This window comes from Thalassospira xiamenensis M-5 = DSM 17429, from assembly GCF_000300235.2.
Lineage (GTDB): Bacteria > Pseudomonadota > Alphaproteobacteria > Rhodospirillales > Thalassospiraceae > Thalassospira > Thalassospira xiamenensis.
The window spans coordinates 2324693-2351201 of record NZ_CP004388.1; the positions used below are offsets into that span (position 1 = coordinate 2324693).

The window sequence follows — 26509 nt, forward strand, 5'->3', positions numbered from 1 at the left end:
GCTTTTTCCTTATCTTCAACAGGTTGCAGGCAGCCATTCACAGTTCGGAACCGTGATCAATAAGGCGCCTCGACGTCACCGGTTTCGACATAGACGGATTTGATCCGGGTATAATGTTCAATCGCGGCCCGGCCATTTTCGCGGCCCACCCCGGATTTCTTGACCCCGCCGAACGGCATTTCAATCGGGGTGATGTTATAGGTATTGATCCAGCAAGTTCCTGCCTCAAGCCGCGCGACAACTCGGTGCCCGCGCGACAGGTCTCTGGTAAAGACCCCCGCAGCCAGACCATACTGCGTATCGTTAGCACGTCTGATGACTTCGTCTTCATCCCTGAAGGTCAGGACCGACATCACCGGACCAAAGATTTCCTCACGCACAATAACCATATCATCGGCGCAGCCGGTAAAGATGGTCGGGGCCACAAACAGGCCGCCTTCGGGCATGTTTTCGGTAACCGCATGACCGCCAAGAACGCATTTCGCGCCCTCGCCCTTGCCTGCCTCGATATAAGACATGATCTTGTCGAATTGAGCTTTGGTCACGATCGGACCAACCTGGGTTGTCGGTTTTTCCGGATCACCAAGAACAAGATCCTTGCTGCGCGCAATCAGTTTTTCGATGAAGGCATCGGCAACGGTTTCATGCACAAAAACGCGCGTGCCGTTCGAACAAATCTGCCCGGATGAATAAAAGTTCGCCATCTGCGCGCCCGATACGGCGTTATCCAGATCGGCATCTTCAAACACGATCATCGGCGATTTGCCGCCAAGCTCCATGGTCACGGCCTTCATGCCGCCTGCGGCAACTGCGGCGACCTTGGCACCGGTCTCGGCCGAGCCGGTCAACGAGATTTTATCAACGCCCGGATGTTCGACCAGTGCCGCACCACAGGTCCGTGCGCCTTGAACCACGTTGTAAACCCCATCGGGAAGACCTGCTTGCTGCAATGCCTCGGCCACCGCAATCGCCGAAAGCGGCGTGACTTCGGAGGGTTTGTAAACAACCGCGTTTCCGCACGCCAATGCCGGTGCGGCTTTCCAGCAGGCAATCTGGATCGGATAGTTCCACGCCCCAATGGCACCGCAAACGCCAACCGCCTCGCGCCGGGTATAGGCAAAATTGCCGCCAAGATCGATATGCTCTCCCGATAGGCTTCCGGCCACACCGGCAAAATATTCAAGACATTCGACACCGGAAATCACATCCACGATTTCGGTTTCCTGAATGGCACGGCCCGTATCACGGGTTTCTACCAGCGCCAATTCATCGTTACGGTCCCGCAGGATTTGGGCCGCCTTGAACAAAACGCGCGCCCGTTCAGCGGCGGGCGTGTTTTTCCAGATTTCAAAACCGGCACGTGCGGCCTTCACTGCGGCATCAACATCGGCAGCGGTGCTTTCCTTACCCTTGGCAAGGACCTTATTGGTCGCGGGGTTCAGCGTGACCATTTCCGCACCCGAACCGGCAACTTTTTTGCCGTTGATGAAGTTCTGGATCTGATAAAGGCTCATGTCGAAACTCCTGCAGGCCACACCGGAAACGGGCAGCCCTTTTTTTAAGTGTATGTCTCTTGACTAGCGCGCAGGCGAACTCGCCAGATGCAGGTGCATGGTATCAAGCACCATTTTCCGCGCCGCCGCGACATTGGCGCGTCCCGGTGTCAAACCGGACCGCACCCAGATGCCGTCGATCATGGCAGCAGTCACCGCCGCAATTTCTTCGGCCCGCTGATCGGTTGTCAGCCGACGCAACTCATGGCGTAAATTCGATGCCAGTCGCTTGAAATAAACCGCATTCAATCGGCGCAGCGGATCGGAAAACGGCACCTGCGACCAGAATGACAACCACGCACCAATCACCTGCGGCGTGAATTGTTCTTCGTTGAAGTTGGTATCAACAATCGCTTCAAGACGTTCGTGGGGTGTTTTCGCCTTGGCAACGCGGCCCAGAAAATCGCTACGCAATTCCTGCATCAGAAAGCGCATCGTTGCTTCCAGAAGCGCATTCTTACCGCCAAAATAGTGCGAAATAATTCCTGACGACATCCCCGCCGCCCCGGCAATCCGACTGATCGTGGTATCGGCAAAACCAAAGCGGTGAATGGTCTCGATCGTGGCATCGATCAGTTGCCTGCGGCGTACAGGCTGCATTCCAACCTTGGGCATTACTAATCCAATTCTAAGCGACCCGAAGGACTTAGGCCTGTTTGATGACGCAAATGCGACTTTTTCGCCCTTCGCAATTGACCTCGGGGGAATATGCTGTATTTTAATTGAACAATCAATCAATAAAAAACGCCGTCTTTTGTGGCGCGACGTTAACAGGGAAAGTGCCTTGGTTGCGCGGCTTTATGGCTGTTTTTATGATTATTCCGGTCTATGTGACCGGGTTCAGGGGACCCGATCACATGGTTTTGGACGGGTGTTGGCGGTGCCAGATGCGCATCGTTTTACATGCGTCTGGCCTCCGGAACCGAAAGTCTGATGGCGGCGATATTGCCACCATCAGTAACCGCTAGGTCCACACAAGGGAGAACCATAAACATGACCACACGTTCCACCATTGGCCGTCTTCTTGGCACCACTGTCATTGCCACCACCCTTCTGGGGGCGGCCGGTGCACAGGCGGCTGATAGCGATGCTTGCAAAACCGTAACATTTTCTGATGTTGGCTGGACCGACATCACCGCGACCACGGCAACCGCATCGGTTATTCTCGAAGCACTTGGCTATGATGCTGAAACCGAACTTCTTTCCGTTCCTGTCACCTATACCAGCCTTGCCAACGGGGACGTTGACGTCTTCCTCGGTAACTGGATGCCGACAATGGCAGCAGACATTGCGCCTTACCTGGAAAAGAAAACCGTCGTCAGCACCGGTGCCAACCTTGAAGGCGCTAAATATACGCTGGCCGTTTCGAAAAATGCTTATGACGCGGGCCTCAAGGATTTCGCCGACATCGCCAAATTCAAGGATCAGCTTGATGGTGAAATTTACGGGATCGAGCCGGGCAATGATGGCAACCGCCTGATCCAGGACATGATCGACAATGACCAGTTCGGCCTCAAGGGCTTTGAACTTGTTGAATCTTCCGAACAGGGCATGCTGGCCGAAGTCAAACGCAAATCGGCACGTGACAAATTCATCGTTTTCCTTGGCTGGGAACCGCACCCGATGAATGCCAAATATGACATGGCCTATCTTGATGGTGGCGATGACGTATTTGGTCCTAATTTCGGGGGCGCTACGGTTCATACCAATCTGCGTGCCGGTTACACCGATGAATGCCCGAATGCCGGTAAATTCGTCACCAACCTGAAATTCAGCCTCGATATGGAAAACCAGATCATGGATGCCATCCTGAACGAAGGCACCGATCCGGAAGATGCCGCAACCGCATGGCTTAAAGCCAATCCGGATGCCGCGATGGCCTGGCTTGACGGTGTCACCACCTTTGACGGTGGCGATGCCAAGGCAGCGCTTAAAGATGAACTCGGTCTCTAGGGTCCAGCTTCAAATACATAATGCCGGTACGTTGCCCCCATCACAGGCAGCGTATCGGCACATTTTCTTTGTTCAAATAATGGAAAAATCCAATGGAATGGCTCACGGAAACTAAAATTCCGCTGGGACGGTGGATTGCATCCCTTATGGATGCGCTTAACGAGCATGCCGACTTCGTGTTTTACACCATCTCGGACGTTCTTGAATTCATTATCGAAAACACAGTCGAACTGCTGGTCTGGTTACCGCCGTTTCTGATTATCGCGCTATTTGGCGTGCTGGCTGCATGGCTGCACAGATCATGGAAACTGACGGCCTTCACTGTTCTTTCCCTGCTTCTGATCGTCAATCTTGGCTATTGGGAAGCCACCATGGAAACGCTCGCACTTGTGATCTATGCGACGCTGTTCTGTATGGTGATCGGGGTACCGCTTGGCGTAGCATCGGCACATCGCCCATGGCTTTATCAGGCATTGCGTCCGGTTCTTGACCTGATGCAGACGATTCCGACCTTTGTCTATCTGATCCCGACCCTGATCCTGTTTGGTCTTGGTGTGGTTCCGGGACTGATTTCGACCGTGATCTTTGCCATTGCCGCCCCGATCCGCCTGACGCATCTTGGCATCGCCAGCACGCCAAAGGCACTGATTGAAGCTGGTAGAAGCTTTGGCTGCACGCCGCGGCAATTGCTTTTCAAGGTCGAACTGCCATCTGCCATGCCATCGATCATGGCGGGCCTTACCCAATGCATCATGCTGTCGCTGTCCATGGTGGTGATTGCCGCTCTTGTCGGGGCAGATGGACTTGGCAAACCGGTTGTTCGCGCCCTTAACACGGTCAATATCGCCCAAGGCTTCGAGGCCGGCCTTGCAATTGTGATCCTGGCCATTGTGCTGGACCGCATCTGCCGCCGCGACAAATCAGAAAATACGGGGCAGTAATCATGAGCAATGCTGTTGAATTTGATAATATCGACGTCATTTTCGGGGACAAGCAGGCTGAATCGCTCGCCCTCCTCGACGCCGGTAAAAACCGTGACGAAATAGCCAAGGAAACCGGCAATATCCTTGGTGTTGCCAATGTCAGCTTTGATGTCCCGCAGGGTGAAATCTGCGTTCTGATGGGGCTTTCGGGCTCGGGTAAATCCTCGTTGCTGCGCTGTGTAAACGGGCTTAACCGCGTTTCACGCGGATCGCTTCGGGTACATGACGGAGACTGGATGGTCGATGTCACCAGTTGTGATGCCAATACGCTACGCGATCTGCGTCGTAAATGCGTTGCCATGGTCTTTCAGCAATTCGGCCTGTTCCCTTGGCGCACCGTCGAAGACAATGTCGGATTTGGTCTTGAGCTTGATGGCATGGGTCTGAAGGAACGCCGTGAAATCGTCCGGGAAAAGCTGGCCCTTGTCGGGCTGGATCAGTGGGCGGGTAAGTATGCCCACGAACTTTCAGGCGGCATGCAGCAGCGGGTCGGCCTTGCCCGTGCCTTTGCCACCGATGCACCGATCCTTTTGATGGATGAACCGTTTTCGGCCCTTGATCCGCTGATCCGTAACCGCCTGCAGGACGAGCTTCTTGATCTTCAGGAAAAGCTTAATAAAACCATCCTGTTTGTCAGTCATGATCTGGACGAAGCCATGAAGCTTGGCAATTCAATTGCCATCATGGAAGGTGGCTATGTCGTACAGCATGGCACGCCCGAAGACATCGCCCTGCGTCCCGCCAATGAATATGTCGCCGATTTTGTTGCCCATATGAACCCGGTCAATATCCTGCGCGGTCGCGCCATCATGCACCGCATTGACCGCGATCAGCGCAACATGACCGGCGAACTTTCCGTCGAAGACGAAGATATCCGCATCACGCTTCAGGACGGCATCATTCGTGCCGCCAATAGCGGCGAACATGGCGAGTTGAAGCTGATCCAGTATGACGGCAACCTGCCGGACGATCTGGACGGGACCGACAATTCGGTCATCTTCGTTGCCGATGATACCGTGCTTCTCAAAGACCTGATCGAAATGCGCAGCATCACCCAGAATCCGGTGCTTCTAACCCGCGAGGGACGCATTTCCGGCACATTGGGCCGCAAGGAATTTTTTGAAAGCCTGACGCAAACGGCAACCGTCGCAGACTGATCATCAAAAAAGGCGCCCTGCAAACCGGGCGCCTTTTAAATACCATTTCAATTTCGTCTTTTATCCCCCGGTTACCGGCGGAAACAGCGCGATTTCGCTGGCACCACGAACATCACGTTCGCCTTGCGCATATTCCTGATCAACCGCAACCCGGATAATCGCCGGATCAGCAAACGCATCAGCGAAATTCGCCCCCCTGCCCGGCATCCATGCCAGAAGGTCGGCAACGGTTTTCACATTTTCCGGCAGTTCAACCTCTTCCTCGGCCATGCCGATACGGTCTTTGACCCAGGAAAAATAAACCAGCTTCATCTTCTATCCCGTTCGCTTGAAATCCGTGTTTGGCCGCATGCTTGCGCAAACACCCACAATCCGCAAGTCCCGATCACATCCTGTTTACGGATAAACAAAATAGCCATCCGGCGCATTGCCAAGCCGCCCGGTCAGGTTTTCAATAAAAAACCGTTCCGCCCGGCCAAGCGACATGCGCGGATTGGTCACCAGATAGATATCAATTGCCGGCGGCGCATCATAGGGTGGCAGGCGCCATAACTGCCTGCGTTCCATCGCGTTTTGCACGACATGGATCGGCAACGGGCCAATGCCAAGTCCAGCATTGATCAGGCGGCGTACTTCTTCAAGATGCGGGCTGGTGGCGATCACCTTGCCTTTCATGCCTTCGCGCGCGCGTAATACCGCAACCGGGGCTAGCGCATCGGAAAGCTGATCGGTGGAAAACGATACAAATGCTTCGCTACGCAGATCGGCAAGTGTCAGGTTTTCCCGGCCAAACAAATGATGTGTCGGCCCGCAAAAGAACCCGAAATGTTCACGATACAGTTTGCGATATTCCAGCCGGGGATGCTGTTCATTCACCAGACAAATGCCAAAACTCGCCTGCTGGGATAAAACCTGGCTTGTAACATGGGCGGATGTCGCGACGTTGATTTCATAGGTGACTTCGGGATGTTCGCGATTGAATTCAAACAACGCATCGTCAAGCGGCGGAAACACCACATGACTTGCCAGCCACAAATGCAAATGCCCGCTAAGCTGATTGCCACTGTCCGACATTACATCGGAAAGTCGGCCAATCGCCCCGCAAATCTCGCGGCATTCATGATAAAGCGCCAATCCCTGTTCGGTGACCTCAAACCGGCCGCGTTCCCGGTCAATCAGGCGCGCGCCGATCTGATCTTCAAGCCGTTTAAGCGCATTGCTGACACTGGGCTGGCGCAAAAGCAGCCGGTTGGCCGCCCCGGTGATCGACCGTTCTTCGACAATCACCGTAAAGGTATGCAACAGGTTCCAGTCGAATTGCCGTTTTAAAAGGTCGCTCATTTCCCCACCCATAGCAATTGGCTATGCAATCCATTCTACTTATCTATTTGCGCTATGTGCAAGTCTGGGGTGAAATGATCAGACATATTCATTCACGGCCAGATAACCGCGCATGGCAGGCAATTGCCAGAGCACAATAACGGGAGGCAAAAATGGCCGCAGATGTAGCCGGGGCACGCAGAACGCCCTGGGTCCTGCTATCGCCGTCACTGGCGACGATATCGCTGTTATTGATCATCCCGATGATATTCATCGTGGTTTATTCGTTCTGGCTGCGCACCGCAACCGGTGCCGATCAGGTCGGATTTTATCTTGATAACTGGGTCGAAGTCCTTGGCGACAGGTTTTACCGCGATATCCTGTTTCAGACCTTTGCCATTGCCTTTTACACCACGGTGATCTGTGCGCTGGTTGGCTATATCCCGGCCTATTTCGTTGCCAACACCCCGATGAAATCGAAGACTTTCCTGCTGTTGATGCTGATGCTGCCCTTCTGGATCAGCTACATCATCCGCACCATGTCGTGGATCAACATCCTTGGCACGTCGGGCGCGCTCAACACATTGATGATCTCGCTTGGCATCATCGATGAACCGATCCAGATGCTCTATAACCAGACGACAGTTGTTCTGGGCCTTGTGCACTATCTGCTGCCCTTCATGATCCTGAATGTCTATGTCAGCCTGGATGGTATTGAAAAAAACCTTACCGAGGCAGCCCAAAGCCTTGGCTGCACCGGCTGGCAAGCCTTCCGCGAAGTCACCCTGCCGCTGTCCTTCCCCGGTCTCGCCGCCGGATCGCTGTTATGTTTTGTTCTGGCCGCGGGGACCTATATCACCCCGATCGTTCTGGGCGGGCCACGCGACGCGATGTTTGCCAATCTCGTGTTCGAGGCCATCGTCACACAGCTTAACTGGCCTCTGGGCTCCGCCCTTTCGCTTGTCCTGCTGGCGCTTCTGGGTGCGCTGGTTGTCATTTACACCCGTTATCTTGGCGTCGATCAGATCGCCAAAAGCTTCAAATAGGGGAATGTAATGATGTCCGGCTGGTCCCTGATCCGTATCGCCACAATCCTTGTTTATCTGTTTCTGTTCGCGCCGGTCGCGGTCGTCATCCTGTTGGCATTCAACGCCAACCAGTTCGGCAGTTTCCCGATCGAGGGCTTTTCAACACGCTGGTTCGAAGCATTGTGGAACAACGATGCCATTATCCGTGCATTCAAAACATCTCTGTTGCTGGGCGCGCTGACCAGTGCGATTTCAACGACGTTTGGCACGCTCGCGGCCCTTGCCATGGTCAGGTACGATTTTCCGGGGAAGCGTTCAATATCAACGCTTCTGGTTGCTCCAATCCTGATCCCCGAGGTCGTCCTGGCTGTGGCTCTTTTGCTGTTTCTGCAATTCCTCTCCATGCCCAAAAGCTTTGGCCTGCTTCTGATGGGGCATGTCGTATTCACCCTGCCCTTCGTGGTTCTGGTCGTTCAGGCGCGCCTTGTATCGATCCGGCGCGACGTCGAAGAAGCCGCCATGAGCCTTGGCGCAACACCGATCCAGACTTTCTTTGAAATCACCCTGCCGCTGATGATGCCGGCTGTCATGGCCGGGATGCTGTTTTCATTCACCATTTCGTTTGACGACATTACCGGCACCCTGTTCTGGAAACCGGGCGGGGTTGAAACCGTCCCAACCCAGATTTTTGCCATGCTGCGCAATTCCATCAGCCCGGAAATCAATGCACTGGGCGCTGTGATGGTGATCTTCACCATCGCGCTGCCATTGATTGCCACCGCCATTGCACGCATCGCATCAGCACGAAAAATACGGGCACAAAAAGCCGCTGCCTAACAAACAACAGATACCGCGGGAAACCGCCAAAACCAACAACAAGACCATAAAAAAGAAGACCATAAGACCGACAAGAAAACGGATAAAAACCTTTATCAGGAGGCCTTAAATGGACGAGACGAAACGCTATGAACGCCTGCTAACCCGCCTCAAAGACGGTGATATCAACCGTCGCACTTTCCTGACCGTTCTGGGGGCTGCGGGTGTCACCGCCGGGATCACCGGTGGCCCGATGGGCATGCTGACCCGCAACGCCATTGCCGCAACACCAGAACAGGTCCGCTTTGACGGCTGGGGCGGTGTGGTATCCGAGGCATTTGAAAAATACGCATTTGCCCCCTATACCGAAAAAACCGGGATCAAGGTCGTATCGGGCACCTTTGGCGGTGCGGACGAATATATCGCCCGCGTCAAGGCGGGCCAACCGGGCGAGTTTAACCTTGCCCACCTGTCGGGTGTGTTTGACTATGCCCGATATCATGGTCTGGAACTGACGTCCGAGCTGAACGAAGCCAATATTCCGAACCTCAAAAACGTCATTCCCGGCCTGATCGAACCGCTGCGCAAAATCACCGGCGGTACCATTTCGGCGGTTCCCTATGATTACGGCACCACCGGCATTGCCTATAACCGCAAATATATCAGCGACGATGAAGCCAAGGCCAAAGGTGCCAAGCTGATGGTCGATGAAGCTTACAAAGGCAAGATCGGCGGTTGGGGCGAATGGAAAACCCGCGTCTGGTACGGTGCCCTGCAATCCGATCAGGACCCGAATGCAATCAAGGATATCGACGCCGTCTGGGACATGATCCGTGCCCATCGCGATCTGGCCCTGAAATACTGGAGCTCAGGGGCCGAACTGATGAGCCTTCTGGCCGAAGAAGAAATCTATGTCACCGAAGGCTGGTCCGGGCGCATCAAGGCATTACAGGATCAGGGCCACGATATCGGCTATCACGACCCGAAAGGCGGTCTTGGCTGGCAGGAATGCCTGTTCGTTCTGCGCGGAAGCCCGATGGCAGCCTGTGAAGAACTTCTGAACTTCATGCTCGAACCCGAAGTCGCGATTGCGGTTGCCGAAGGCCAAAGCTATCCGCCTGCTCTTGATCCGCAGAAAGTCGAACTCGGCAAAGTCATCCCGACCCTGCCCGCGTTTGATCCATCCGGCACGCTCAAGGAACTCAGCTTCTTTGATCCGGCCTACTGGAACGAAAACGAAGCCGACTGGTCGAAAACCTTCTCGCGGGTTCAGCGCGGCTACTAAGCCGGACTGATCGCATAAACCGGAACCCCGGTCGTTGTTTTTAAATAATGGCCGGGGCACCACCGCCTTTTTCTGACAGGGTTATTTGTGATGGCTGACATCGAAAATGCGGTCGAACTGCAAAATGTCGTCAAACGTTACGGCGAATTTACCGCCGTGCAACGCATGGATCTGACCGTGCCTGACAACAGCTTCGTGACCTTTCTGGGTCCATCGGGCTGCGGCAAGACCACGACACTTCGCATGATTGCCGGGCTGACCGACATTACCGAAGGCAATTTGCTGATCCGTGGCAAACGGGTCAATGCCCTGCCGATCCACAAACGCAATCTGGGACTGGTTTTTCAGAACTACGCCCTGTTCCCGCACAAATCGATTTACGACAATATCGCCTTTGGCCTGAAATACCGCAAGGTGTCCAAATCTGACATCCGGGAAAAGGTCAATCGTGCCCTCGATCTGGTGCAACTGCCCCATGTTGCGGATCGCTTTCCAAACCAGCTTTCCGGCGGGCAGCAGCAGCGCATTGCCCTTGCGCGCGCCATCGTGATCGAACCCGATGTACTGTTACTTGATGAACCGCTATCTGCCCTTGACGCCAATCTGCGTGAAGAAATGCGGGTCGAACTGAAACGTATTCAGCGCGAGCTGGGCATTGCCACCGTTTTCGTCACCCACGATCAATCCGAAGCCCTTGCCATGTCCGACAAACTGGTGGTGATGAATAACGGTGTCGTCGAACAGGAAGGCGCGCCTGAAGACGTCTATAACAATCCCGCATCGGCCTTTGTTGCCGATTTCCTTGGTCATTCCAATATCATTCCTGCTGCCCTTGGTGCACCGGATGCGGCCTTTACCAAGGTTGCCCTGCAAAGCGGCGAAACATTGCTGACCACATCCGAACAAACCGCCAAAACCAATGGTTCAAAAGACGTCCGCGCCGTTATCCGCGCTGAAAAAATCGGCCTGTCGGATCAGAACGGTGCGACGGACGGTGTGATCGCCATCCCCGGCAGGATCAAAACAGTCGACTATCTGGGGCAGCAGGCCCGCTATTTCGTCACGGCCAATGGTCGTGACTGGCAGGTGATCAACCCGATTGATGCCCGCCCCCATCACGAAGGTGCCGATGTGTTCATGCACATTGCCGCCCGAAATTGTGTGTTGTTGCCCGGTCATCACGACTGACCGGATCTGGAGTGCCACCCGAAGTGACGCATGATAACCCCAAAACCGGCCATAACCGGGAATCCCGCCTGTTTTATCAAAGCCGTTCGCGCCGGCCGCTGATCGACCGCGCCAAGGGCGTCTATATGTGGGATGTCGATGGCAAACGCTATATCGACGCTTCCAGCGGTGCGATGGTCAGCAATATCGGCCATAGCGACCCACGCGTGATTGCCGCAATGAATGCGCAGCTTGAAAAGGCCAGTTTCGCCTATCGCCTGCATTTTGAAAATGATGCGGCCGAAAATCTGGCATTCCGCCTTGCCGAACGCGCACCGGGCGATCTTGAACGGGTATTTTTTGTCTCCGGCGGGTCCGAAGCTGTCGAAAGCTGCATCAAGCTTGCCCGTCAATATGCCCTGGCAAAGGGGCAAGCCCAACGAACCAAGATCATTTCGCGTTTCCCCAGCTATCACGGCTCAACCCTTGGTGCGCTTGCCATCACCGGCTATACGCCGATGCATGCGCCCTTCGCCCCGATGATGGTGGACCAACCCAAAATCCCCGCCCCGACCTGCTATCTGGATCGCGATGATCTGAGTAATCATGAACGCGGCCTGAAATACGCCAACATGCTAGAATCCGAAATACTCAAACAGGGCCCTGAAACCGTTCTTGGTTTCATCATGGAACCGGTTGGCGGGGCTGCGACCGGCGCACTGGTTGCGCCTGACAGCTACTATGCCCGTATCCGCGAAATCTGTGATCAATACGGCATTCTTCTGATCTATGACGAGGTCATGACAGGTGCCGGGCGCACTGGCAAATATTTTGCCGCCGAACATTGGGGCATCACACCCGATATTCTGGCCGTGTCAAAGGGGCTGGCGGCGGGGTATGCCCCGCTGGGGGCGATGATTGCACCTGATCGCATTGTCGGACCGGTTCTTGATCATGGCGGGTTTATTCACGGTTATACCTATGCCGGAAATCCGATGGCCTGTGCGGCGGGCAACGCGGTTCTTGATGTGATTGATGAAGACAACCTTCTGGAAAATGCGACCCAAAGCGGGGCGGCATTGAAGGCCGAACTTGTCAAACTTGCCGATGAATTTCCGATCATCGGCGATGTGCGTGGCCTTGGATTGCTGCTTGCGGTCGAACTGGTCAAAGGCCGCGAAACCATGGAACCGATTGATCCCAAACACCTTGCGGCTGCCCGCCTTGTGGACATTGCCTATGACAAGGGCCTGATCATTTACTGGCGTCGCACCCGCGGCGGTTATCGCGGTGATCATGTGATGGTCTGCCCGCCCATGACGATCACACCCGATCAGTTTGACGACATCCTCATTCCGTTGCGCGCCGCCCTTGGCGACCTTCAGGACGAACTCACCCGTGCCGGAGCCTTCGCATGAGCCGGAAAGTCATCATCACCTGCGCAATCACCGGATCGGTTCACACCCCGTCCATGAGCCCGCACCTGCCAATCACCCCCGACCAGATTGCCGATCAGGCAATTGCGGCGGCAAATGCCGGGGCTGCCATCCTGCATCTGCATGCACGCGATCCCGAAACCGGCTTTCCAAGCCCGGAACCGGCTGTTTTCAACCAATTCCTGCCGCGCATCAAATCGGCCACCGATGCGGTGATCAATATTTCGACCGGCGGCGGCATGACCATGACGGTAAAGGACCGCATTCGTGCGGCAAAGCAGGCCGCGCCCGAAATGGCGTCATTGAATATGGGGACGATGAATTTCGGCCTGTTCCCGGCGCTTGCCGGGCGCAGCGACTGGAAACACGACTGGGAACCGAAATTTCTCGAAGATAGTCGTGATTTTGTTTTCAAAAACACGTTTTCCGATATCGAGACCATTCTGGCAGATCTCGGCGATGCCAATGGCACAAGGTTTGAATTTGAATGTTATGACGTCGGGCATCTCTATACGCTGGCCCATTTTGTTGATCGCGGCCTGATCAAAGGGCCGATTTTCATTCAGTTCGTTCTGGGCGTTCTGGGCGGTATCGGGGCCGATCCCGACAATCTTGCCCATTTGAAACGCACCGCCGACAAACTTTTTGGCGATCAGTACCAGTTTTCGGTTCTGGGTGCCGGGCGACATCAGATGCCGCTTGCCACCATGTCGGCCACCATGGGCGGTCATGTCCGGGTCGGTCTTGAAGATAATCTGTATTTGCGCAAGGGCGAACTCGCCCCGGACAACGCATCGCAAGTTCGCAAAATCCGCAACGTTCTGGACGGGTTATCGCTTGAAATCGCAACACCGGACGAAGCCCGCGCCATGCTGGGTCTGAAAGGTGCCAATCAGGTCGCCTTTTAGGAAACAACAAACTGCCACCAACACCACGACGCAAAGCCAACGAAAGGCGGCGCCCATGATGCATGCCTATTTCTCAGCCGATCAGCTTCGCCATCACGGCCAGACATTCATGGTCGCAGGCGAAGCACGGCCAATCCCCGAAGTCCCCGAACGGGCGGAAATCCTGACCACTGCCATAAAACGGCTTGGCCTTGATTTGCGCACCCCCGATGATTTCGGCATGGGTCCGATTGCCACCATTCATGCGCCCGAATATCTGAAATTCCTGCAAACCATCCATGCCGAATGGAAGGCTGTTGGTGGGTCTGATCTGGTGGTGCCCGGTATTCATCCGTTTGACCGGCTTGGCCCCTATCCCAGGTCACCGGCGGGCAAGGCCGGTTTTCATATGGGCGATACATCCTGCCCGATATCGGCAACCACCTGGCAATCGGCCTATGCCAGTGCGCAAACCGCCATTGCCGCCACGCGCCAGGTCCGCGATGGCAATGCCAGATCGGCCTATGCCCTGTGCCGTCCCCCCGGCCACCATGCCAGCCGCGATATCGCCGGTGGTTTCTGTTACCTGAACAACAGCGCGGTTGCGGCACAGGAACTCCGTGTCAAATACGACCGCGTTGCGATCCTTGATGTCGATCTGCATCATGGCAACGGCACACAGCATATTTTCTATGCCCGTGATGATGTCATGACGCTGTCGATCCATGCCGACCCGCGTGATTTCTATCCGTTTTTCTGGGGCCATGCCGAAGAACGCGGACAGGGTGCAGGGCTTGGTTTCAACCACAATTATCCCCTGCCCCTTGGCAGCGGCGATGACGCATTTCTGGCCGCCCTTGATCGTGCGCTTGTCATGATCGATCATTTCAGCGCCGATGCAGTTGTCATTGCACTGGGTCTGGATGCATCATCGGATGATCCGTTTGGCGGACTTGCCGTGACACCCGGCGGATTTGCCAAAATCGGTGAAAAAATTGGCAGCCTCAAACTGCCAACCGTGCTAGTGCAGGAAGGTGGTTATGTCAGTAACACACTGGCTGAAAACCTTTTTCAGTTTATCAGCGCCTTTGACGCCACCACCGCGGGGAGCCCCAAATGAAAACATCCGATATCCTGATCATTGGCGGCGGTATTGCCGGCATGTCAGCAGCCTATTTTCTGGCCAAACACGGCAGGTCCGTTACGGTTCTCGAACGCGAAGATCAGCCCGGCTATCACAGCACCGGCCGGTCAGCCGCACTATACAGCGAAACCTATGGCCCGAAAATCATCCGCAAGATGTCGACAGCCAGCCGGGAGTTTTTCCTGAACCCGCCCGAAGGTTTCACCGAAAATCCGATCCTGACCCCGCGCGGTGTGATCCTGACCGCTGCCCACGGCAATGAAGGCGCGATTGACGAACTACTGACCGAAGGCCGCGCAAATGGCGCGAATGTTGTCGCCCTGACAGCCGATGATATCAAAAAGCTGATCCCGATCCTTAATACCGATCTCATCGCGTGCGGTGCCCTTGAAACCGATGCCATGGATATTGATGTTCATGCGCTGCATTGGGGCTTTATCCGTCATTTCAAAAAGCTTGGCGGTGATCTGGTCGTCAATGCCGATGTCAGTGCAATCACAAAGACCGCAACCGGTTGGCAGGTCACGGCAGGCGGCGAAACCTATGAGGCCCAAATCCTCGTTAACGCATCCGGTGCCTGGGCCGATGAAATCGCAAAACTGGCGGGCGTTACCCCATTGGGCATCACCCCCAAACGCCGCACGGCGGTGATGGTTGATCTGCCATCTGATGTCAATGCGCATGGCTGGCACATGGTGTCAGACGTCGGCGAAGGCCTGTATTTCAAGGAAGATGCTGGTCGCCTTCTGGTGTCACCCTCCGATGCAACGCCGACGGTTCCCCACGATGTCCAGCCCGAAGAACTTGATATCGCCATCACGATTGACCGCCTGATGACGGCAACCACGCTTAAGGTCAATCGACCGGGCGAAGCATGGGCTGGCCTGCGCAGCTTCTTACCCGATGGCGATCCGGTATCGGCATTCGATCCGGTTGCGGATGGCTTTTACTGGCTTGCCGGTCAGGGCGGCTATGGCATTCAAACCGCCCCGGCCATGGGCGAATATGCCGCCAGCCTGATTTGTGGCGATGGCGTTCCGGACCGGATGGTGAAACTTGGCGTGACCGAAGATGCCCTTGCCGCCACCCGCCCCGGCCTTGTCCGAACCGCGTAAGGAAGAATACGGAAATCGTGCCATGACCCGTTTTGATCGCAATGAACTGCGACGCAGCGTCGCCAATCGCCGGGATCGTGCGATTGATGATCTGTGCGCACTGGTTCGCCATAACAGCCTTCTGGGCAATGAAACATCGGCCCAGAACTGGGTCGCGGATCGTTTCGCCGATATGGGGCTTTCGGTCGAACGGGTTGCGATCAATATTGACGCATTGCGTGATTTACCGGGCTTTTCCCCACCGGTTACGACGGAATATAACGGACGGGAAAATATCGTCGGTATTCATCAACCGGCCAAACAAACCGGACGCAGCCTGATTTTAAACGGGCATATTGATGTCGTGCCGACCGGGCCAGTGGCGCAATGGCGACGCGGACCGTTTGATCCCTATGTCGAACGCGACTGGCTTTATGGCCGCGGGGCTGGCGATATGAAGGCCGGCATCATTGCCTATTACCATGCCCTTGCCGCCCTTCATGATCTGGGGCTTGAGCCCGCCGCCCCGGTGATCCTGCAATCGGTTGTCGAAGAAGAATGCACCGGCAATGGTGCCTTAGCCTGCCTGCATGCCGGGTATCGGGCCGATTGTGCGATCATTCCCGAACCGTTCAATCAGACGCTGATGACCGCCCAGCTTGGCGTGATGTGGTTTCAGCTTCACGTCACCGGAAGTCCGGCGCATGTGCTTGATACCTCAGCCGGAAGTAACGCCATCGAGGCCGCCTTTGGCTTTTTCGAAACCCTGAAAGAAGTCGAAGACATCTGGAACCATCCCACCCACCGTCATGCGGCCTATGGTGCGCATATCCATCCGGTGAATTTCAATCTGGGCAAGATCGAAGGCGGTGAATGGGCATCAACCGTACCACCGGTTTGTTCGGCCGATATCCGTGTCGGCTTTTATCCCGGCATGGAATTAGCCAAGGTGCGTGAAACCATCGAAGAAGTTGCCAAAAGTGCGATGGAAAATCACCCAGCCTGCAGGGGGGCAGAATTCAAGATAACCTATCGCGGTTTTCAGGCGGAGGGATGCGTTATGGACGAAACCCATCCGATGATGACCATGATCGGCGACATCCATCACGAAGTCACCGGCAATGCGATCAAAAATTATGCCTCCACCGCCACCACGGATGCGCGGTTTTTCCAGATTTACGGCAATATCCCGGCCACCTGCTATGGCCCGAAAGCCGAACGAATTCATGGCATTGACGAACGGGTTTCGATTTCCAGCATGATGGAAGTCACCGAGGTCCTTGCCCTGTTCATTGCCGACTGGTGCGGCGTTACCAAACGTGATAATCACGCCGCATAATCATACCAAAACCCAATCATATCTTGATATCAGGAGACTTTGATGAGCATTCAGCGTTTTCACACCGGCCCCCGCATGAGCCAGGCCGTTGTCCATGGCAACACCATCTATCTTGCCGGTCAGGTTGGCGAACCGGGCAGCGACGTCACCAACCAGACCAAGGAATGCCTTGCCAAGGTTGATGCCCTTCTGGCCGAATGCGGCGCGTCAAAGGAAAACATCCTGTCGACCACCATCTGGCTTGCCGATATGGCCGACTTCGCGAAAATGAACGAAATCTGGGATGCATGGGTCCCGCAGGGTCACACCCCGGCCCGTGCATGCGGCGAAGCCAAACTTGCCACCCCAGATTATCTGGTTGAATTCATCGTGGTTGCGGCAAAACCGTAATCCGGTCACTTCCGACCCGAATGCAAAACGCCCGGCTGATTTCGCCGGGCGTTTTTATTTTGGCCATTTGCACGGGAATATGAATTCTACCGATCCCGCTCGTCCCGTGTCACGATCAATGACTTGGCTTCCAATGTCCGATGTACCGGGCATTTATTGGCAATCGCGATCAGTTTTTCCCGGACTTCCTCGGTAAAATCACCATGCAGGGTAATGATCCGTTCAAACCGGTCGATCTTGCCGCCCTTTTGTTCGAACTCTGCCCCGCATTCCATACAATCACTTGCGTGGATTTTATCATGTCGGACTTCGACCCGAATGCCATCGACCGGTATCTGTTTCTGATCGGCATACATCCGCATCGTCATCACCGTGCATGACCCAAGGGCCGCTGCCAAAAAATCATAAGGTGACGGTCCGCTGTCAAACCCGCCAACATCTTCGGGCTCATCGGCCAACATGCGGTGATGCCCGGCCAGAACCATCGCCTGAAACTTGCCAAGCCCGGTTTCACGCACAACCACCGCCCCATCGGGCACTTCGTCATTTACCGGGTCTTCGTCGGTAATATAACGCTTGGCCCAGGCGCTGATCACCTCGGCGGCATAGGTCGCATCATCGGGATCGCGTAACAAATGATCCGCACTATCAAGCGACACAAAACTTTTCGGATGCTTGGCGGCATCAAAAATCCGTGCGGCATTTTCAATACCCACCGTCTGATCCATCGGCGCATGTAGCACAAGCAACGCCTTGTGCAATCTGCCGACCGATTTTTCAATATTGTGGGCACGCAGATCGTCAATGAAATGCTTCTTGATCACAAAGGGCCGCCCGCTTAACGAAACTTCGGCTTGCCCGTCCCGTTCGATATCTTCAAGGTAATCGGCGAAATTATGGGTCACATGCTCGACATCGGCGGGCGCACCAATCGTTGCAACCGCGGTTGCTTCGGGTACGCTATCGGCCACGGCCAAAACCGCAGCCCCGCCCAACGAATGCCCGATCAGCAAACGGGGGGCGGCAAATTCATGCCGCAGGAAATCGGCCGCACGTTTCAGGTCATCCAGATTGGATGTGAAATTGGTCGATGCAAAATCACCACCCGATCCGCCAAGCCCGGTAAAATCGAACCGCAAAACCCCAATACCCTGCATGGTCAGCGACTGCGCGATCTTGCGCGCCGCCGTCAGGTCCTTGCTGCACGTAAAACAATGCGCAAACAGCGCATAGGCCCGAACCGGCCCCGTTGGCAAATCCAACCGTGCCGAAAGCTGTGCCCCCAGTGCACCTTCAAAGCTAAGCTTAATCGGCCTTACAGCCATATCGGACCTCCGCCGCCGGTATTTGGCGAATTCATTGTTCATTTATGCACGTTCTACGCTAGCATGCGATATTCGCTGCCACGAAACCAAGGGTAATACAGTATGACAATACTGGAAACCAAAAGAACGCTTGTGCGTCATGCCACCCATGATGATGCCCCCTTTATCATGCAACTGCTGAACGAACCGGGCTGGATACGGTTTGTCGGGGATCGCAACATCCATGATCTTGATGCCGCCCGAAAATTTATTGATGACCGGCTTCTCAGCAGCTATCTGAAACACGGTTTCGGGCTCTATATCGTGGACGAAAAAGCAACGCATACCGCAATCGGTCTATGCGGTTTTGTCAAACGCGATACCCTTGATGCGCCCGATATCGGCTATGCCATTACCGAAAGCCGTCAGGGCATGGGCTATGCCTTCGAAGTCAGCAACGCCCTGATCGACTATGGTTACGACGTTCTCGGGTTTGAGCGGATATTTGGCTATACCCTGCCCGACAATACCGTATCGCTAAAACTTCTGACCAAACTTGGCCTGACCTATGAACGCGATCAGGACGTCAATAACAGCGGCGAAACCTGCAAGCTGTTTGTAAAGGTCGCCTGAACGCAAAAACCCGCATCACTGGATGCGGGTTTGCTCATTTCGGAGCATTGAAAATCGTTATTCCTTGCGGCGAATACCGATCTTGCGCCCGACACCCGTTGGCACCGGCAAATCGCGATGCGCCTCACGGATCAGATCAAGCGTCTTTTGAATGTCATCGGGAAATGCCGCCGAACGGCGCGTTTTCATATCGATATGCATCGTGATGATTTCATTGGTCGCCGACAGCCACCCTTCGGTCCCGTGACGCAATTCGTGATACATGTGAATGCGTTTGTGATCGCAATCCAGAATTTGCGTATGGATCACGAACGGATCGTTAAGGTGAATTTCCCGGTCATAGGTGATGTGCATTTCAAGCGCAAAGGTCGAAAACCCGCGCCGTTCGGGATAAGTCCGCCCCATCCCGACCCCGTCCAGAAACGCCACAGACCCCAGATCAAAACCAACCACGTAATAACCGACATTCACATGCCCGTTAAAATCGATCCAGTCCTGCGGCACCGTCCCGCGATAACTTTCCAGCATTTCCGGGGCAAAAAGATCGGCACTGATCATTTACCGGCCTTTCCCACGGCATCGACAACCGCGACCGCCGCAACGAAATCTTCAAGCGAATGACCGACGGATTTGAAAACGGTGCATTGCGTATCTGTCTCGCGTCCCTTGACCTCACCGCGGGTCAGGCCAAACAGATCGCCCAGAATATCGGATTTTGAAATCAGTCCGGCATTCAACGGCTGAACCACGTCGCCGCCTTCGGCACCGGCCCCTTCAAAACTATCAACATAAATCCGGCATTTCTGCATCAGGGCATCATCGGTTTCGCGCATGGTCGGCTTGAACGCCCCGACCAGATCAACATGCGTCCCCTCGCGAAGCCATTCACCACGGACCAGCGGCTCGGTCGAAAGTGTCGCGCATGAAATCAGATCGGCTGTTTTGCATGCAGCTTCCAGATCATCCGTGCCCACCGCCTCAAACCCAAGGGTGGCGGTTTCTGCGGCCAACGCCCGCGCCTTGTCCCCATTCCGGTTCCAGATCGTGACCTTTTTGATCGGACGCACCGACGCATGTGCATTGATCAGATTGGGTGCCATCGCCCCGGAACCGACCATGACCATTTCGCAGGCGTCCTTGCGCGCAAGGTAATCCGCCGCCAATGCCGATGCCGCCGCCGTGCGACGTGTCGTCAGTTTGGTGCCGTCAATCACCGCCGATGGTTGCCCGGTCACCGCATCAAGCAGGATATAAGTCCCAGAAACAGCCGGAAGGTTACGCGCCGAATTACCTGGCACAACGGCCGCGACCTTGACCCCGGCCGCACCATCCTTTTGCCAGGCGGGCATGATCAGGAAAGTCGCGTCATCCTCATTGCTGCGTTCCATGTTGAAATGGCTGCGTAGCGGCGCTTCGCAGCCATCGGCAAATCCTTGACGGAGCGCCTCAACCAGATCGCGGGGCGAGACGAATTTATCGATTTCTTCGGCAGAGATGAAACGCATGGGCCTTCCTGTAAATTTATTTTCGATTTCAGCGTGGTAGCGTTGATATCTTATACCACGTCAAAGGACATGCGTCACAGGATCGCACACTGTTTTTCACTTTGTTTCCGGTCAAAAATCTTCCCGAAATGGGTGAAATTAACGCTGCAAAAAACGTTTGAAATGGCCAAACAGTGAACCGGTGCCAAGATAAAGTTCTTCAAGCACCGTGAAATGGTTCGCCCCCCATGCCTTGTAAACCGGAACATGCAGCCCTTCCCGACTGCAATAGGCGGCATAAGCATCGCTTTGGCGGACAAATTCCGGGCTTTCGTTACTACCGACCACGACCATCATTTTGATGTCGTGTGGGACGGCATCAAGCATCGGTGAATTATCCGCTGCCGTCGCGGCATTAAGTTGCAGGTCGTTGTTGATACTGGTGAACCGGATCGGTTCCAGATCAAAAACCCCGGAAACCGGAACAACCGCACAAAACGGAAAGGCATCATTAAGGGTATCTTCCCAATGATGGACCGCGAGCCGCGCGACAATCTGCCCGCCTGCCGAATGACCGGAAATGCTGATACGATCCCGATCCCCGTTAAAGTCGCCGATATTCTGGTAAATGAAGGTCATGCAACGGATCGCCTGATGGGTGATTTCCGCCACCGTCACATCCGGGCACAGATCATAATTCGCACAAATGACAGTAAAGCCCGCGGCGTTGAGGTCGCGGGCAACAAACGCATAGTCCTTTTTGTCCTGGCTTCGCCAATACCCACCATGGAAAAACACATGCACCGGTGCGTCCGGCTCGGCTGCCGGATAAACATCCATGGTTTCCTGGGGTCCGCCCCCATAACGGATATCGGTCATGTGGTGGACACTTGCCCGTGTATCGTCGGACAGACGCACAAACCGGTCAAAACAGGTCATATATTCCGGCACGGTTTCGCGCGGATTATACTGCCATTCAAGCTCGGCAAGGGTAAAACCACCCCAACTCATCTGAACCTCGTTTGCGTTGCCCGGACCGGAATTATTATCGGCAGATCAAGCCTGTCCGATAATCTTTCTTTATTTTTCAGGTTTTTGCAAATGCTACGCTAAGGTTCTTCACGCAATGCGATACATATGCGGTCGTGATTGCAAGACCTGAAAGGCAATGGCAGAATATCGAAAATCAATTTTAAAATCAGCCGGATAGACCATGAGCAGCCGCAATATCCAAAGCCCGTTCCCCGCCGATGATGCGGATCGCAATCAGATTTGGGAAATGCTGGTGCCACGCGACATCGCGGCCTTTGTCGCGGCCGACTGGTCCATGGTGCAAGATGACTTCAAGGCAGACGGTTTTTACGCGATTGATGCCTGTAAATCCGACGATCCGGATGACTGGAAAATGATGTTTCCCGATCTGGCAGCCTATCGTGACGAATGGCTGCGTCAGGCGATTGTCGCACAGGAAATCGATTATGCCGAAGACCTGTTTGACGGCGTTTTTCGTGCTACCGACCTTTCGAAAATCGATATCACCGGCAATCGTGCACTGGTGCGCAAACATTTCAACGGCACCATAAAAAAAGCAGACGGATCAACCGACCGTCTGCTTTGGAAAACCCATTATTACTGCGAAAAACAGATCGATGGAAAATGGCTGATTACCGGTTTCACCGGCTATCTGCCCAATCACGACCCGGCATAGATACGCTTGCCTTAAAGCACGCAACCACGCGCGGCAACATCAACCGTTTCGATATCGCCATTACGCACCAGATGCACCTGATCCAGCATGTTGCTGACAACGCAGACATGGTTCGGGATGATTTCGATCCGCTGGCCGATTTCAAACGGTTTTGTCGCCGGATCGAAATGCAAAATGCCGTGTTCCTCGGACAGAGCCTTGACCGCAACATCGGGATGCCCCACGACATAGCCATATCCGTCTAGACCCAGCAAATCGGATGTCAGAACCTTTGACCCGGCATCAATGATCGCCCGGCCCGGCGTTGGCAAGGATACGATCTCGGTCAAAACCCGAAGCGCACAATCATCTTCCTTGCAAACCCCACGCGCCATCAGGGACCGGTCATTATAAATATAAGTCCCGATGCGATGTTCGGTCACAGACGGCACTTCATGGGCCAACCACATATCGGGCGTCCCGCCGGAACTGCGCACCGGGCATTCAAGGCCAATCGCATCCAGTTCCTTCATGGCCGTGGTGAAAAATGCCTCAACCTTGGCACCACCACCGGTCGCCGGATAGGTCATCAGACCGATAAATTTCACGCCCGGAAGCGATTGAATTTTCTTTGCCAGTTCAACGGCCTCTGCCGGGTTCTGCACCCCGCAACGCCCACCACCGGTATCGCATTCAATCAGGATTTCAAGCGGCTTGGCACTGTCGGCAAAGGCCTTGGACAATCCTTCAACCACAACCGCATTGTCGGCCACCACGCGCAGGCTTTTGATACGGTCAAACAAGGCCCGCAAACGGGCCAGTTTGCGTTCGCCCAATACGTTATAGGTCAGAAGAATATCATCCAGCCCCGCATCTGCCATTACCTCGGCCTCGCCGATTTTCTGGCAGGTGATGCCAATCGCCCCGGCCTTCATCTGCTGGGCGGCGAAGGCCGGAATTTTATGGGTTTTGATATGCGGACGCAGCCCGATCCCGTGTTTGTCGCAATAGGCCTGATAGCTTTCGATATTTCGGTCAACGATATCAAGATCAACAACCGCGCACGGCGTATCAAGTTCGGGATATTGGGGCATTCCGGTCATCGGGGCAGCGTCCTTATCAAATCAGGTGGTAGCAGCAATCAGCTTGCAATTGCCGCAAACGGGTCATCAACAATCGGCCATATCGGGCGTGTCAGATGACGATATCCATTGGTTTTCGGATCGGACGGATAAGGTCCGTGGACATCGACATAAATGATCTCGCCCGCGATCTTGGCAAACGCATCGTAGAAGTGATTGGTCGATTTGATAAACAGATATTTTTTCGCCGTCGGATCAATGCCCATATTCGAAAACAGGCTGGGATCGAAACTTTGCGATCGGTTGGAATTCAGGATCACCTCGCCTCCGTTCGGAAGCTCGATCACCGCGCAATCGCCCAGCGGCACGATGCTGTCACCAAAATACTGCCATGAATCGCGCCGGATTTTTTTCACCCGCACTTCGGCATCAATCGGTGCCCCGGCATGTGCTCCGGTTTTCCCGCCAAAGCGTAACGGCAATGTCGCGCCCTCGCCGGCCGATATGCAAATCCGAACCGCCATCGGATCCCAGATGGTGCCAACCGCAAAATCGCCAAGCCCGCGCGCCATTACGGCCCGCAGCAAAATCGTGCTGTCACCCGGCACACCGCCGCCCGGATTATCCCACACATCGGTCAGAACAATCGGCCGCGCGTCGCTTGCCAATGCCTGATCAAGGGCGACATCCGGGGTTACAAAACTTGGCCGTGTCGTACCACGGAACCCGAAAAGCTCCTGACCCAGCTTTTGGGCAATCTCGTTTGCCTTGGCCGGATCATTGTTGGTGGTCACAATCACCTTGGCACCAAGATCGGGCACATCACCGGCCATAAAGCCGTGAATAAACGATACCGAAAGAACATCACCGGCCCCCTCCATCGCCTTGGCGCGGTCAATAAAGGATCGCATCGGTTCGCGTGATGTCGGCAACACCTCAATCATATGGCAGTCAAAAACCGCCTTGGTCGGCTTGATCTCGCCGCGAAGCGTGCGCAATACCAGATCAACCACCGAACGCCCGGCATCGACAAAATCGGTATGGGGGAATTCCTTGAACGCGACGATAATATCGGCGTTCGCAATGCGCTGCTCTGTCAGGTGGCTGTGCGGGTCATAACTGGTGCCGATAATAACGTCCGGCCCGACAATGTCGCGAACACGCGAAATCAGATCGCCTTCGCAATCCAGATATCCTTGCGCCACCATCGCCCCGTGCAGGCCCAGAATAACCGCATCAACCGGCATGGCCGCACGCAACTGGCCCAGAACCTCGTCGCGCAATTGTTCATAGGTTTCCCGATTGACCAAACCGCCCGGCTCGGCCCAGGTGGCGGTTCCCTCGATCAGGTCCCAGCCTTCCTTTGCCGCACGCACGCGCGCCTCGGTAAAGACGGCACTGCATAGCGTCGGGGTGACGGGATGCTGTCCGGGCGGGGCATAGAAGCTTTCCTTGAAATCGGAAAAATCGGTGCGCAACGGCGAGAATGTATTGGTTTCGGTCGCAATAGAGGCGCAAAAAATCCTCATGACCCCATCCTTTTTGTTCTTTGTAATCATCATATTTTATGTGCAAAAGAAAAATGCGTGCGGATGAAGCACCACCCGCACGCGCATGGATTATTCCATGTAGCGGTGGGCGTTGGCCTTATCGACTTCCGTCTGGAACAGTTCGAGAAGTTCAACGCCTTCCGTGCCCAAAGATTCCTGAACGTGTTTGAGCACGACCGGCTGGGTCACATCTTTAAGCTTCTGACGCTCTTGCGCGCTCAATGCCGTGATTTCCATTTTGTCGGTCAAACCGGCAAGACCACGATCAGATGCCTCGATCACGCGCGATACACCACGGCTGGCAACAACGCAGGACTGTGCGGCATATCGAACAATCTTCTGCTGATCGGCAGTCAGATCATCCCAGAATGCTTTCGACAGCATAAAGGTGTAGGGCGAAAACAGGTGGTTGGTCAGGGTCAGATAGCCCTGCACTTCGTTGAATTTGGCAAAGGTCACGGTCGGAACCGGGTTCATCTGACCATCAATCACGCCCGTCTGAAGACCGGCATACACTTCACCCCACGCCATCGGATAGGCTTCTGCGCCCAGTGACTGCATGATTTTCTGGTGCGACGGCAGCGACATGGTGCGAACACGAATGCCTTTGAAGTCCTCAAGCGTTGCAATCGGGTGCTTGGAGTTGGTCACGGCAAAGAACCCGCCGGTATCCGGGAAACCAAGAACCTTGACATCGCCAAGGGTGCTTTCGATATCGCTTGCCAGTTTCTGACCAAACGGACCATCAAACACGTCATAGGTCGATGCGTTGCTGTCAAACGCGAATGCAAGGTTCAGAACATCGATACGCGGATAATAGGATGCAATCGCCCCGGTCGAGGTCAGGGTCGCCTGAATAAGGCCATCACGGACCATCTGCACATGTTCGGCCGCCGAACCAAGCTGGTTGGACGGATAAACCTCAACCTTGATCTCGCCATTGGTGTCGGCTTCGACAATGTTGGCGAAAACAGCGGTGCAGGCATGCGCCGGGTTTTCAAACGGGTCTTCCTTGTTGTCATGGGCAAATTTCAGAACCTTGGGTTCCGCATAAGCCAATGACGTGGTGCTGGCCAACATGGCCGTCGCAAGGGCAAATGCCCCGAAACGCTTCATCGTATTCATTCTACCTCTCCTTGATTAAGGCCTTTTATTTCTGTCCGCGGTCTTGGTTTTGGTGCCCCGATCCGGACCTGATCGGGGCGTTTCATTGCCGC

At 54.8% G+C, this 26509-nt stretch carries 26 protein-coding genes; 15 read left to right on the forward strand and 11 right to left on the reverse strand.

Features of this window, described 5'->3' with window-relative positions:
- Positions 1-56: 56 nt before the first annotated feature.
- Positions 57-1514 carry a betaine-aldehyde dehydrogenase gene (gene betB, locus TH3_RS10945; RefSeq protein ID WP_007089365.1) on the reverse strand — a complete coding sequence of 486 codons (1458 nt, stop codon included), beginning with the start codon at positions 1512-1514 and terminating at the stop codon, positions 57-59.
- Between the two features lie 63 nt (positions 1515-1577).
- Positions 1578-2168, reverse strand: coding sequence for a choline-binding transcriptional repressor BetI (betI, locus tag TH3_RS23320; protein ID WP_007089364.1), 591 nt, complete (start codon positions 2166-2168; stop codon positions 1578-1580).
- Positions 2169-2546: 378 nt separating this feature from the next.
- Here betI and TH3_RS10955 point away from each other — a divergent pair, with 378 nt between their 5' ends.
- The 3 genes from TH3_RS10955 (at position 2547) to choV (ending at position 5646) form a co-directional block, all read left to right on the forward strand.
- Positions 2547-3506: a choline ABC transporter substrate-binding protein gene (locus TH3_RS10955; RefSeq protein WP_007089363.1), complete on the forward strand. Its 960-nt coding sequence runs from the start codon at positions 2547-2549 to the stop codon at positions 3504-3506.
- 92 nt (positions 3507-3598) lie between these two features.
- Positions 3599-4447 carry a choline ABC transporter permease subunit gene (gene choW / locus TH3_RS10960; protein ID WP_007089362.1) on the forward strand — a complete coding sequence of 283 codons (849 nt, stop codon included), beginning with the start codon at positions 3599-3601 and terminating at the stop codon, positions 4445-4447.
- A gap of 2 nt (positions 4448-4449) precedes the next feature.
- Positions 4450-5646: a choline ABC transporter ATP-binding protein gene (choV, locus tag TH3_RS10965; protein WP_007089361.1), complete on the forward strand. Its 1197-nt coding sequence runs from the start codon at positions 4450-4452 to the stop codon at positions 5644-5646.
- Positions 5647-5706: 60 nt separating this feature from the next.
- On the opposite strand, the gene moaD is transcribed toward choV, so the two are convergent.
- Both moaD and TH3_RS10975 read right to left on the reverse strand, forming a co-directional pair.
- Complete coding sequence (moaD, locus tag TH3_RS10970; protein WP_007089360.1) at positions 5707-5958, reverse strand: molybdopterin converting factor subunit 1; 252 nt, start codon at positions 5956-5958, stop codon at positions 5707-5709.
- 84 nt (positions 5959-6042) lie between these two features.
- On the reverse strand, positions 6043-6987 hold the full coding sequence (locus tag TH3_RS10975) for a LysR family transcriptional regulator (protein ID WP_139328141.1): 945 nt from the start codon (positions 6985-6987) through the stop codon (positions 6043-6045).
- 152 nt (positions 6988-7139) lie between these two features.
- On the opposite strand from TH3_RS10975, the gene TH3_RS10980 reads away from it, so the two are divergent.
- From TH3_RS10980 to TH3_RS11025, 10 genes are all read left to right on the forward strand, one after another.
- Positions 7140-8012, forward strand: a complete 873-nt coding sequence (locus TH3_RS10980; protein WP_007089358.1) for an ABC transporter permease — start codon at positions 7140-7142, stop codon at positions 8010-8012.
- Between the two features lie 9 nt (positions 8013-8021).
- A complete protein-coding gene (locus TH3_RS10985) occupies positions 8022-8831 on the forward strand; it encodes an ABC transporter permease (protein WP_037991397.1) in 810 nt (269 codons plus the stop codon).
- Between the two features lie 109 nt (positions 8832-8940).
- Positions 8941-10095 carry an ABC transporter substrate-binding protein gene (locus tag TH3_RS10990; protein ID WP_007089356.1) on the forward strand — a complete coding sequence of 385 codons (1155 nt, stop codon included), beginning with the start codon at positions 8941-8943 and terminating at the stop codon, positions 10093-10095.
- Positions 10096-10185: 90 nt separating this feature from the next.
- Positions 10186-11283 carry an ABC transporter ATP-binding protein gene (locus tag TH3_RS10995; RefSeq protein ID WP_007089355.1) on the forward strand — a complete coding sequence of 366 codons (1098 nt, stop codon included), beginning with the start codon at positions 10186-10188 and terminating at the stop codon, positions 11281-11283.
- Positions 11284-11306: 23 nt separating this feature from the next.
- On the forward strand, positions 11307-12680 hold the full coding sequence (locus TH3_RS11000) for an aminotransferase family protein (protein ID WP_007089354.1): 1374 nt from the start codon (positions 11307-11309) through the stop codon (positions 12678-12680).
- Positions 12677-13606, forward strand: a complete 930-nt coding sequence (gene kce / locus TH3_RS11005) for a 3,5-dioxohexanoate:acetyl-CoA acetone transferase (RefSeq protein WP_007089353.1) — start codon at positions 12677-12679, stop codon at positions 13604-13606. The genes TH3_RS11000 and kce overlap by 4 nt, the downstream gene beginning before the upstream one ends.
- Before the next feature lie 55 nt (positions 13607-13661).
- Complete coding sequence (locus TH3_RS11010) at positions 13662-14705, forward strand: histone deacetylase family protein (RefSeq protein WP_007089352.1); 1044 nt, start codon at positions 13662-13664, stop codon at positions 14703-14705.
- Positions 14702-15844 (forward strand): NAD(P)/FAD-dependent oxidoreductase, encoded by a 1143-nt coding sequence (locus TH3_RS11015; protein WP_007089351.1) that lies wholly within the window; start codon positions 14702-14704, stop codon positions 15842-15844. The genes TH3_RS11010 and TH3_RS11015 overlap by 4 nt, the downstream gene beginning before the upstream one ends.
- A gap of 22 nt (positions 15845-15866) precedes the next feature.
- A complete protein-coding gene (locus TH3_RS11020) occupies positions 15867-17162 on the forward strand; it encodes a M20 family metallopeptidase (RefSeq protein ID WP_007089350.1) in 1296 nt (431 codons plus the stop codon).
- Positions 17163-17204: 42 nt separating this feature from the next.
- Positions 17205-17552 (forward strand): RidA family protein, encoded by a 348-nt coding sequence (locus TH3_RS11025; RefSeq protein WP_007089349.1) that lies wholly within the window; start codon positions 17205-17207, stop codon positions 17550-17552.
- 86 nt (positions 17553-17638) lie between these two features.
- Here TH3_RS11025 and TH3_RS11030 read toward each other — a convergent pair whose 3' ends face one another.
- Complete coding sequence (locus TH3_RS11030; RefSeq protein ID WP_007089348.1) at positions 17639-18877, reverse strand: bifunctional alpha/beta hydrolase/OsmC family protein; 1239 nt, start codon at positions 18875-18877, stop codon at positions 17639-17641.
- Positions 18878-18979: 102 nt separating this feature from the next.
- Between TH3_RS11030 and TH3_RS11035 the strand changes: the two genes are divergently transcribed.
- The gene (locus TH3_RS11035; protein WP_007089347.1) at positions 18980-19489 is read left to right on the forward strand and encodes a GNAT family N-acetyltransferase; all 510 of its coding nucleotides are present in this window, start codon (positions 18980-18982) and stop codon (positions 19487-19489) included.
- 57 nt (positions 19490-19546) lie between these two features.
- Here TH3_RS11035 and TH3_RS11040 read toward each other — a convergent pair whose 3' ends face one another.
- The 3 genes from TH3_RS11040 to TH3_RS11050 all read right to left on the reverse strand — a co-directional run bounded on the left by TH3_RS11040 (position 19547) and on the right by TH3_RS11050 (position 21984).
- Positions 19547-20047, reverse strand: a complete 501-nt coding sequence (locus TH3_RS11040) for a thioesterase family protein (RefSeq protein ID WP_007089346.1) — start codon at positions 20045-20047, stop codon at positions 19547-19549.
- Positions 20044-20994, reverse strand: a complete 951-nt coding sequence (gene lhpI / locus TH3_RS11045) for a bifunctional Delta(1)-pyrroline-2-carboxylate/Delta(1)-piperideine-2-carboxylate reductase (RefSeq protein WP_007089345.1) — start codon at positions 20992-20994, stop codon at positions 20044-20046. Before lhpI ends, TH3_RS11040 begins: the two co-directional genes overlap by 4 nt.
- A gap of 138 nt (positions 20995-21132) precedes the next feature.
- Entirely contained in the window at positions 21133-21984 is an 852-nt protein-coding gene (locus TH3_RS11050) for an alpha/beta hydrolase (RefSeq protein ID WP_007089344.1), read from the reverse strand.
- A 202-nt stretch (positions 21985-22186) separates the two neighbouring features.
- Between TH3_RS11050 and TH3_RS11055 the strand changes: the two genes are divergently transcribed.
- On the forward strand, positions 22187-22681 hold the full coding sequence (locus TH3_RS11055; protein WP_007089343.1) for a hypothetical protein: 495 nt from the start codon (positions 22187-22189) through the stop codon (positions 22679-22681).
- An 11-nt stretch (positions 22682-22692) separates the two neighbouring features.
- On the opposite strand, the gene TH3_RS11060 is transcribed toward TH3_RS11055, so the two are convergent.
- From TH3_RS11060 to TH3_RS11070, 3 genes are all read right to left on the reverse strand, one after another.
- Complete coding sequence (locus TH3_RS11060) at positions 22693-23763, reverse strand: D-TA family PLP-dependent enzyme (protein WP_007089342.1); 1071 nt, start codon at positions 23761-23763, stop codon at positions 22693-22695.
- A gap of 38 nt (positions 23764-23801) precedes the next feature.
- The gene (locus tag TH3_RS11065) at positions 23802-25271 is read right to left on the reverse strand and encodes a M81 family metallopeptidase (protein WP_007089341.1); all 1470 of its coding nucleotides are present in this window, start codon (positions 25269-25271) and stop codon (positions 23802-23804) included.
- A 90-nt stretch (positions 25272-25361) separates the two neighbouring features.
- On the reverse strand, positions 25362-26417 hold the full coding sequence (locus TH3_RS11070) for a TRAP transporter substrate-binding protein (protein ID WP_007089340.1): 1056 nt from the start codon (positions 26415-26417) through the stop codon (positions 25362-25364).
- Positions 26418-26509 lie beyond the last annotated feature (92 nt).

Bases quoted from the DNA above. Each gene is read 5' to 3' on its own strand.
- betB (WP_007089365.1), bottom strand. From the start codon at position 1,514: ATGAGCCTTTATCAGATCCAGAACTTCATCAACGGCAAAAAAGTTGCC.
- betI (WP_007089364.1), bottom strand. From the start codon at position 2,168: ATGCCCAAGGTTGGAATGCAGCCTGTACGCCGCAGGCAACTGATCGAT.
- TH3_RS10955 (WP_007089363.1), top strand. From the start codon at position 2,547: ATGACCACACGTTCCACCATTGGCCGTCTTCTTGGCACCACTGTCATT.
- choW (WP_007089362.1), top strand. From the start codon at position 3,599: ATGGAATGGCTCACGGAAACTAAAATTCCGCTGGGACGGTGGATTGCA.
- choV (WP_007089361.1), top strand. From the start codon at position 4,450: ATGAGCAATGCTGTTGAATTTGATAATATCGACGTCATTTTCGGGGAC.
- moaD (WP_007089360.1), bottom strand. From the start codon at position 5,958: ATGAAGCTGGTTTATTTTTCCTGGGTCAAAGACCGTATCGGCATGGCC.
- TH3_RS10975 (WP_139328141.1), bottom strand. From the start codon at position 6,987: ATGAGCGACCTTTTAAAACGGCAATTCGACTGGAACCTGTTGCATACC.
- TH3_RS10980 (WP_007089358.1), top strand. From the start codon at position 7,140: ATGGCCGCAGATGTAGCCGGGGCACGCAGAACGCCCTGGGTCCTGCTA.
- TH3_RS10985 (WP_037991397.1), top strand. From the start codon at position 8,022: ATGATGTCCGGCTGGTCCCTGATCCGTATCGCCACAATCCTTGTTTAT.
- TH3_RS10990 (WP_007089356.1), top strand. From the start codon at position 8,941: ATGGACGAGACGAAACGCTATGAACGCCTGCTAACCCGCCTCAAAGAC.
- TH3_RS10995 (WP_007089355.1), top strand. From the start codon at position 10,186: ATGGCTGACATCGAAAATGCGGTCGAACTGCAAAATGTCGTCAAACGT.
- kce (WP_007089353.1), top strand. From the start codon at position 12,677: ATGAGCCGGAAAGTCATCATCACCTGCGCAATCACCGGATCGGTTCAC.
- TH3_RS11010 (WP_007089352.1), top strand. From the start codon at position 13,662: ATGATGCATGCCTATTTCTCAGCCGATCAGCTTCGCCATCACGGCCAG.
- TH3_RS11015 (WP_007089351.1), top strand. From the start codon at position 14,702: ATGAAAACATCCGATATCCTGATCATTGGCGGCGGTATTGCCGGCATG.
- TH3_RS11020 (WP_007089350.1), top strand. From the start codon at position 15,867: ATGACCCGTTTTGATCGCAATGAACTGCGACGCAGCGTCGCCAATCGC.
- TH3_RS11025 (WP_007089349.1), top strand. From the start codon at position 17,205: ATGAGCATTCAGCGTTTTCACACCGGCCCCCGCATGAGCCAGGCCGTT.
- TH3_RS11030 (WP_007089348.1), bottom strand. From the start codon at position 18,877: ATGGCTGTAAGGCCGATTAAGCTTAGCTTTGAAGGTGCACTGGGGGCA.
- TH3_RS11035 (WP_007089347.1), top strand. From the start codon at position 18,980: ATGACAATACTGGAAACCAAAAGAACGCTTGTGCGTCATGCCACCCAT.
- TH3_RS11040 (WP_007089346.1), bottom strand. From the start codon at position 20,047: ATGATCAGTGCCGATCTTTTTGCCCCGGAAATGCTGGAAAGTTATCGC.
- lhpI (WP_007089345.1), bottom strand. From the start codon at position 20,994: ATGCGTTTCATCTCTGCCGAAGAAATCGATAAATTCGTCTCGCCCCGC.
- TH3_RS11050 (WP_007089344.1), bottom strand. From the start codon at position 21,984: ATGAGTTGGGGTGGTTTTACCCTTGCCGAGCTTGAATGGCAGTATAAT.
- TH3_RS11055 (WP_007089343.1), top strand. From the start codon at position 22,187: ATGAGCAGCCGCAATATCCAAAGCCCGTTCCCCGCCGATGATGCGGAT.
- TH3_RS11060 (WP_007089342.1), bottom strand. From the start codon at position 23,763: ATGACCGGAATGCCCCAATATCCCGAACTTGATACGCCGTGCGCGGTT.
- TH3_RS11065 (WP_007089341.1), bottom strand. From the start codon at position 25,271: ATGAGGATTTTTTGCGCCTCTATTGCGACCGAAACCAATACATTCTCG.
- TH3_RS11070 (WP_007089340.1), bottom strand. From the start codon at position 26,417: ATGAATACGATGAAGCGTTTCGGGGCATTTGCCCTTGCGACGGCCATG.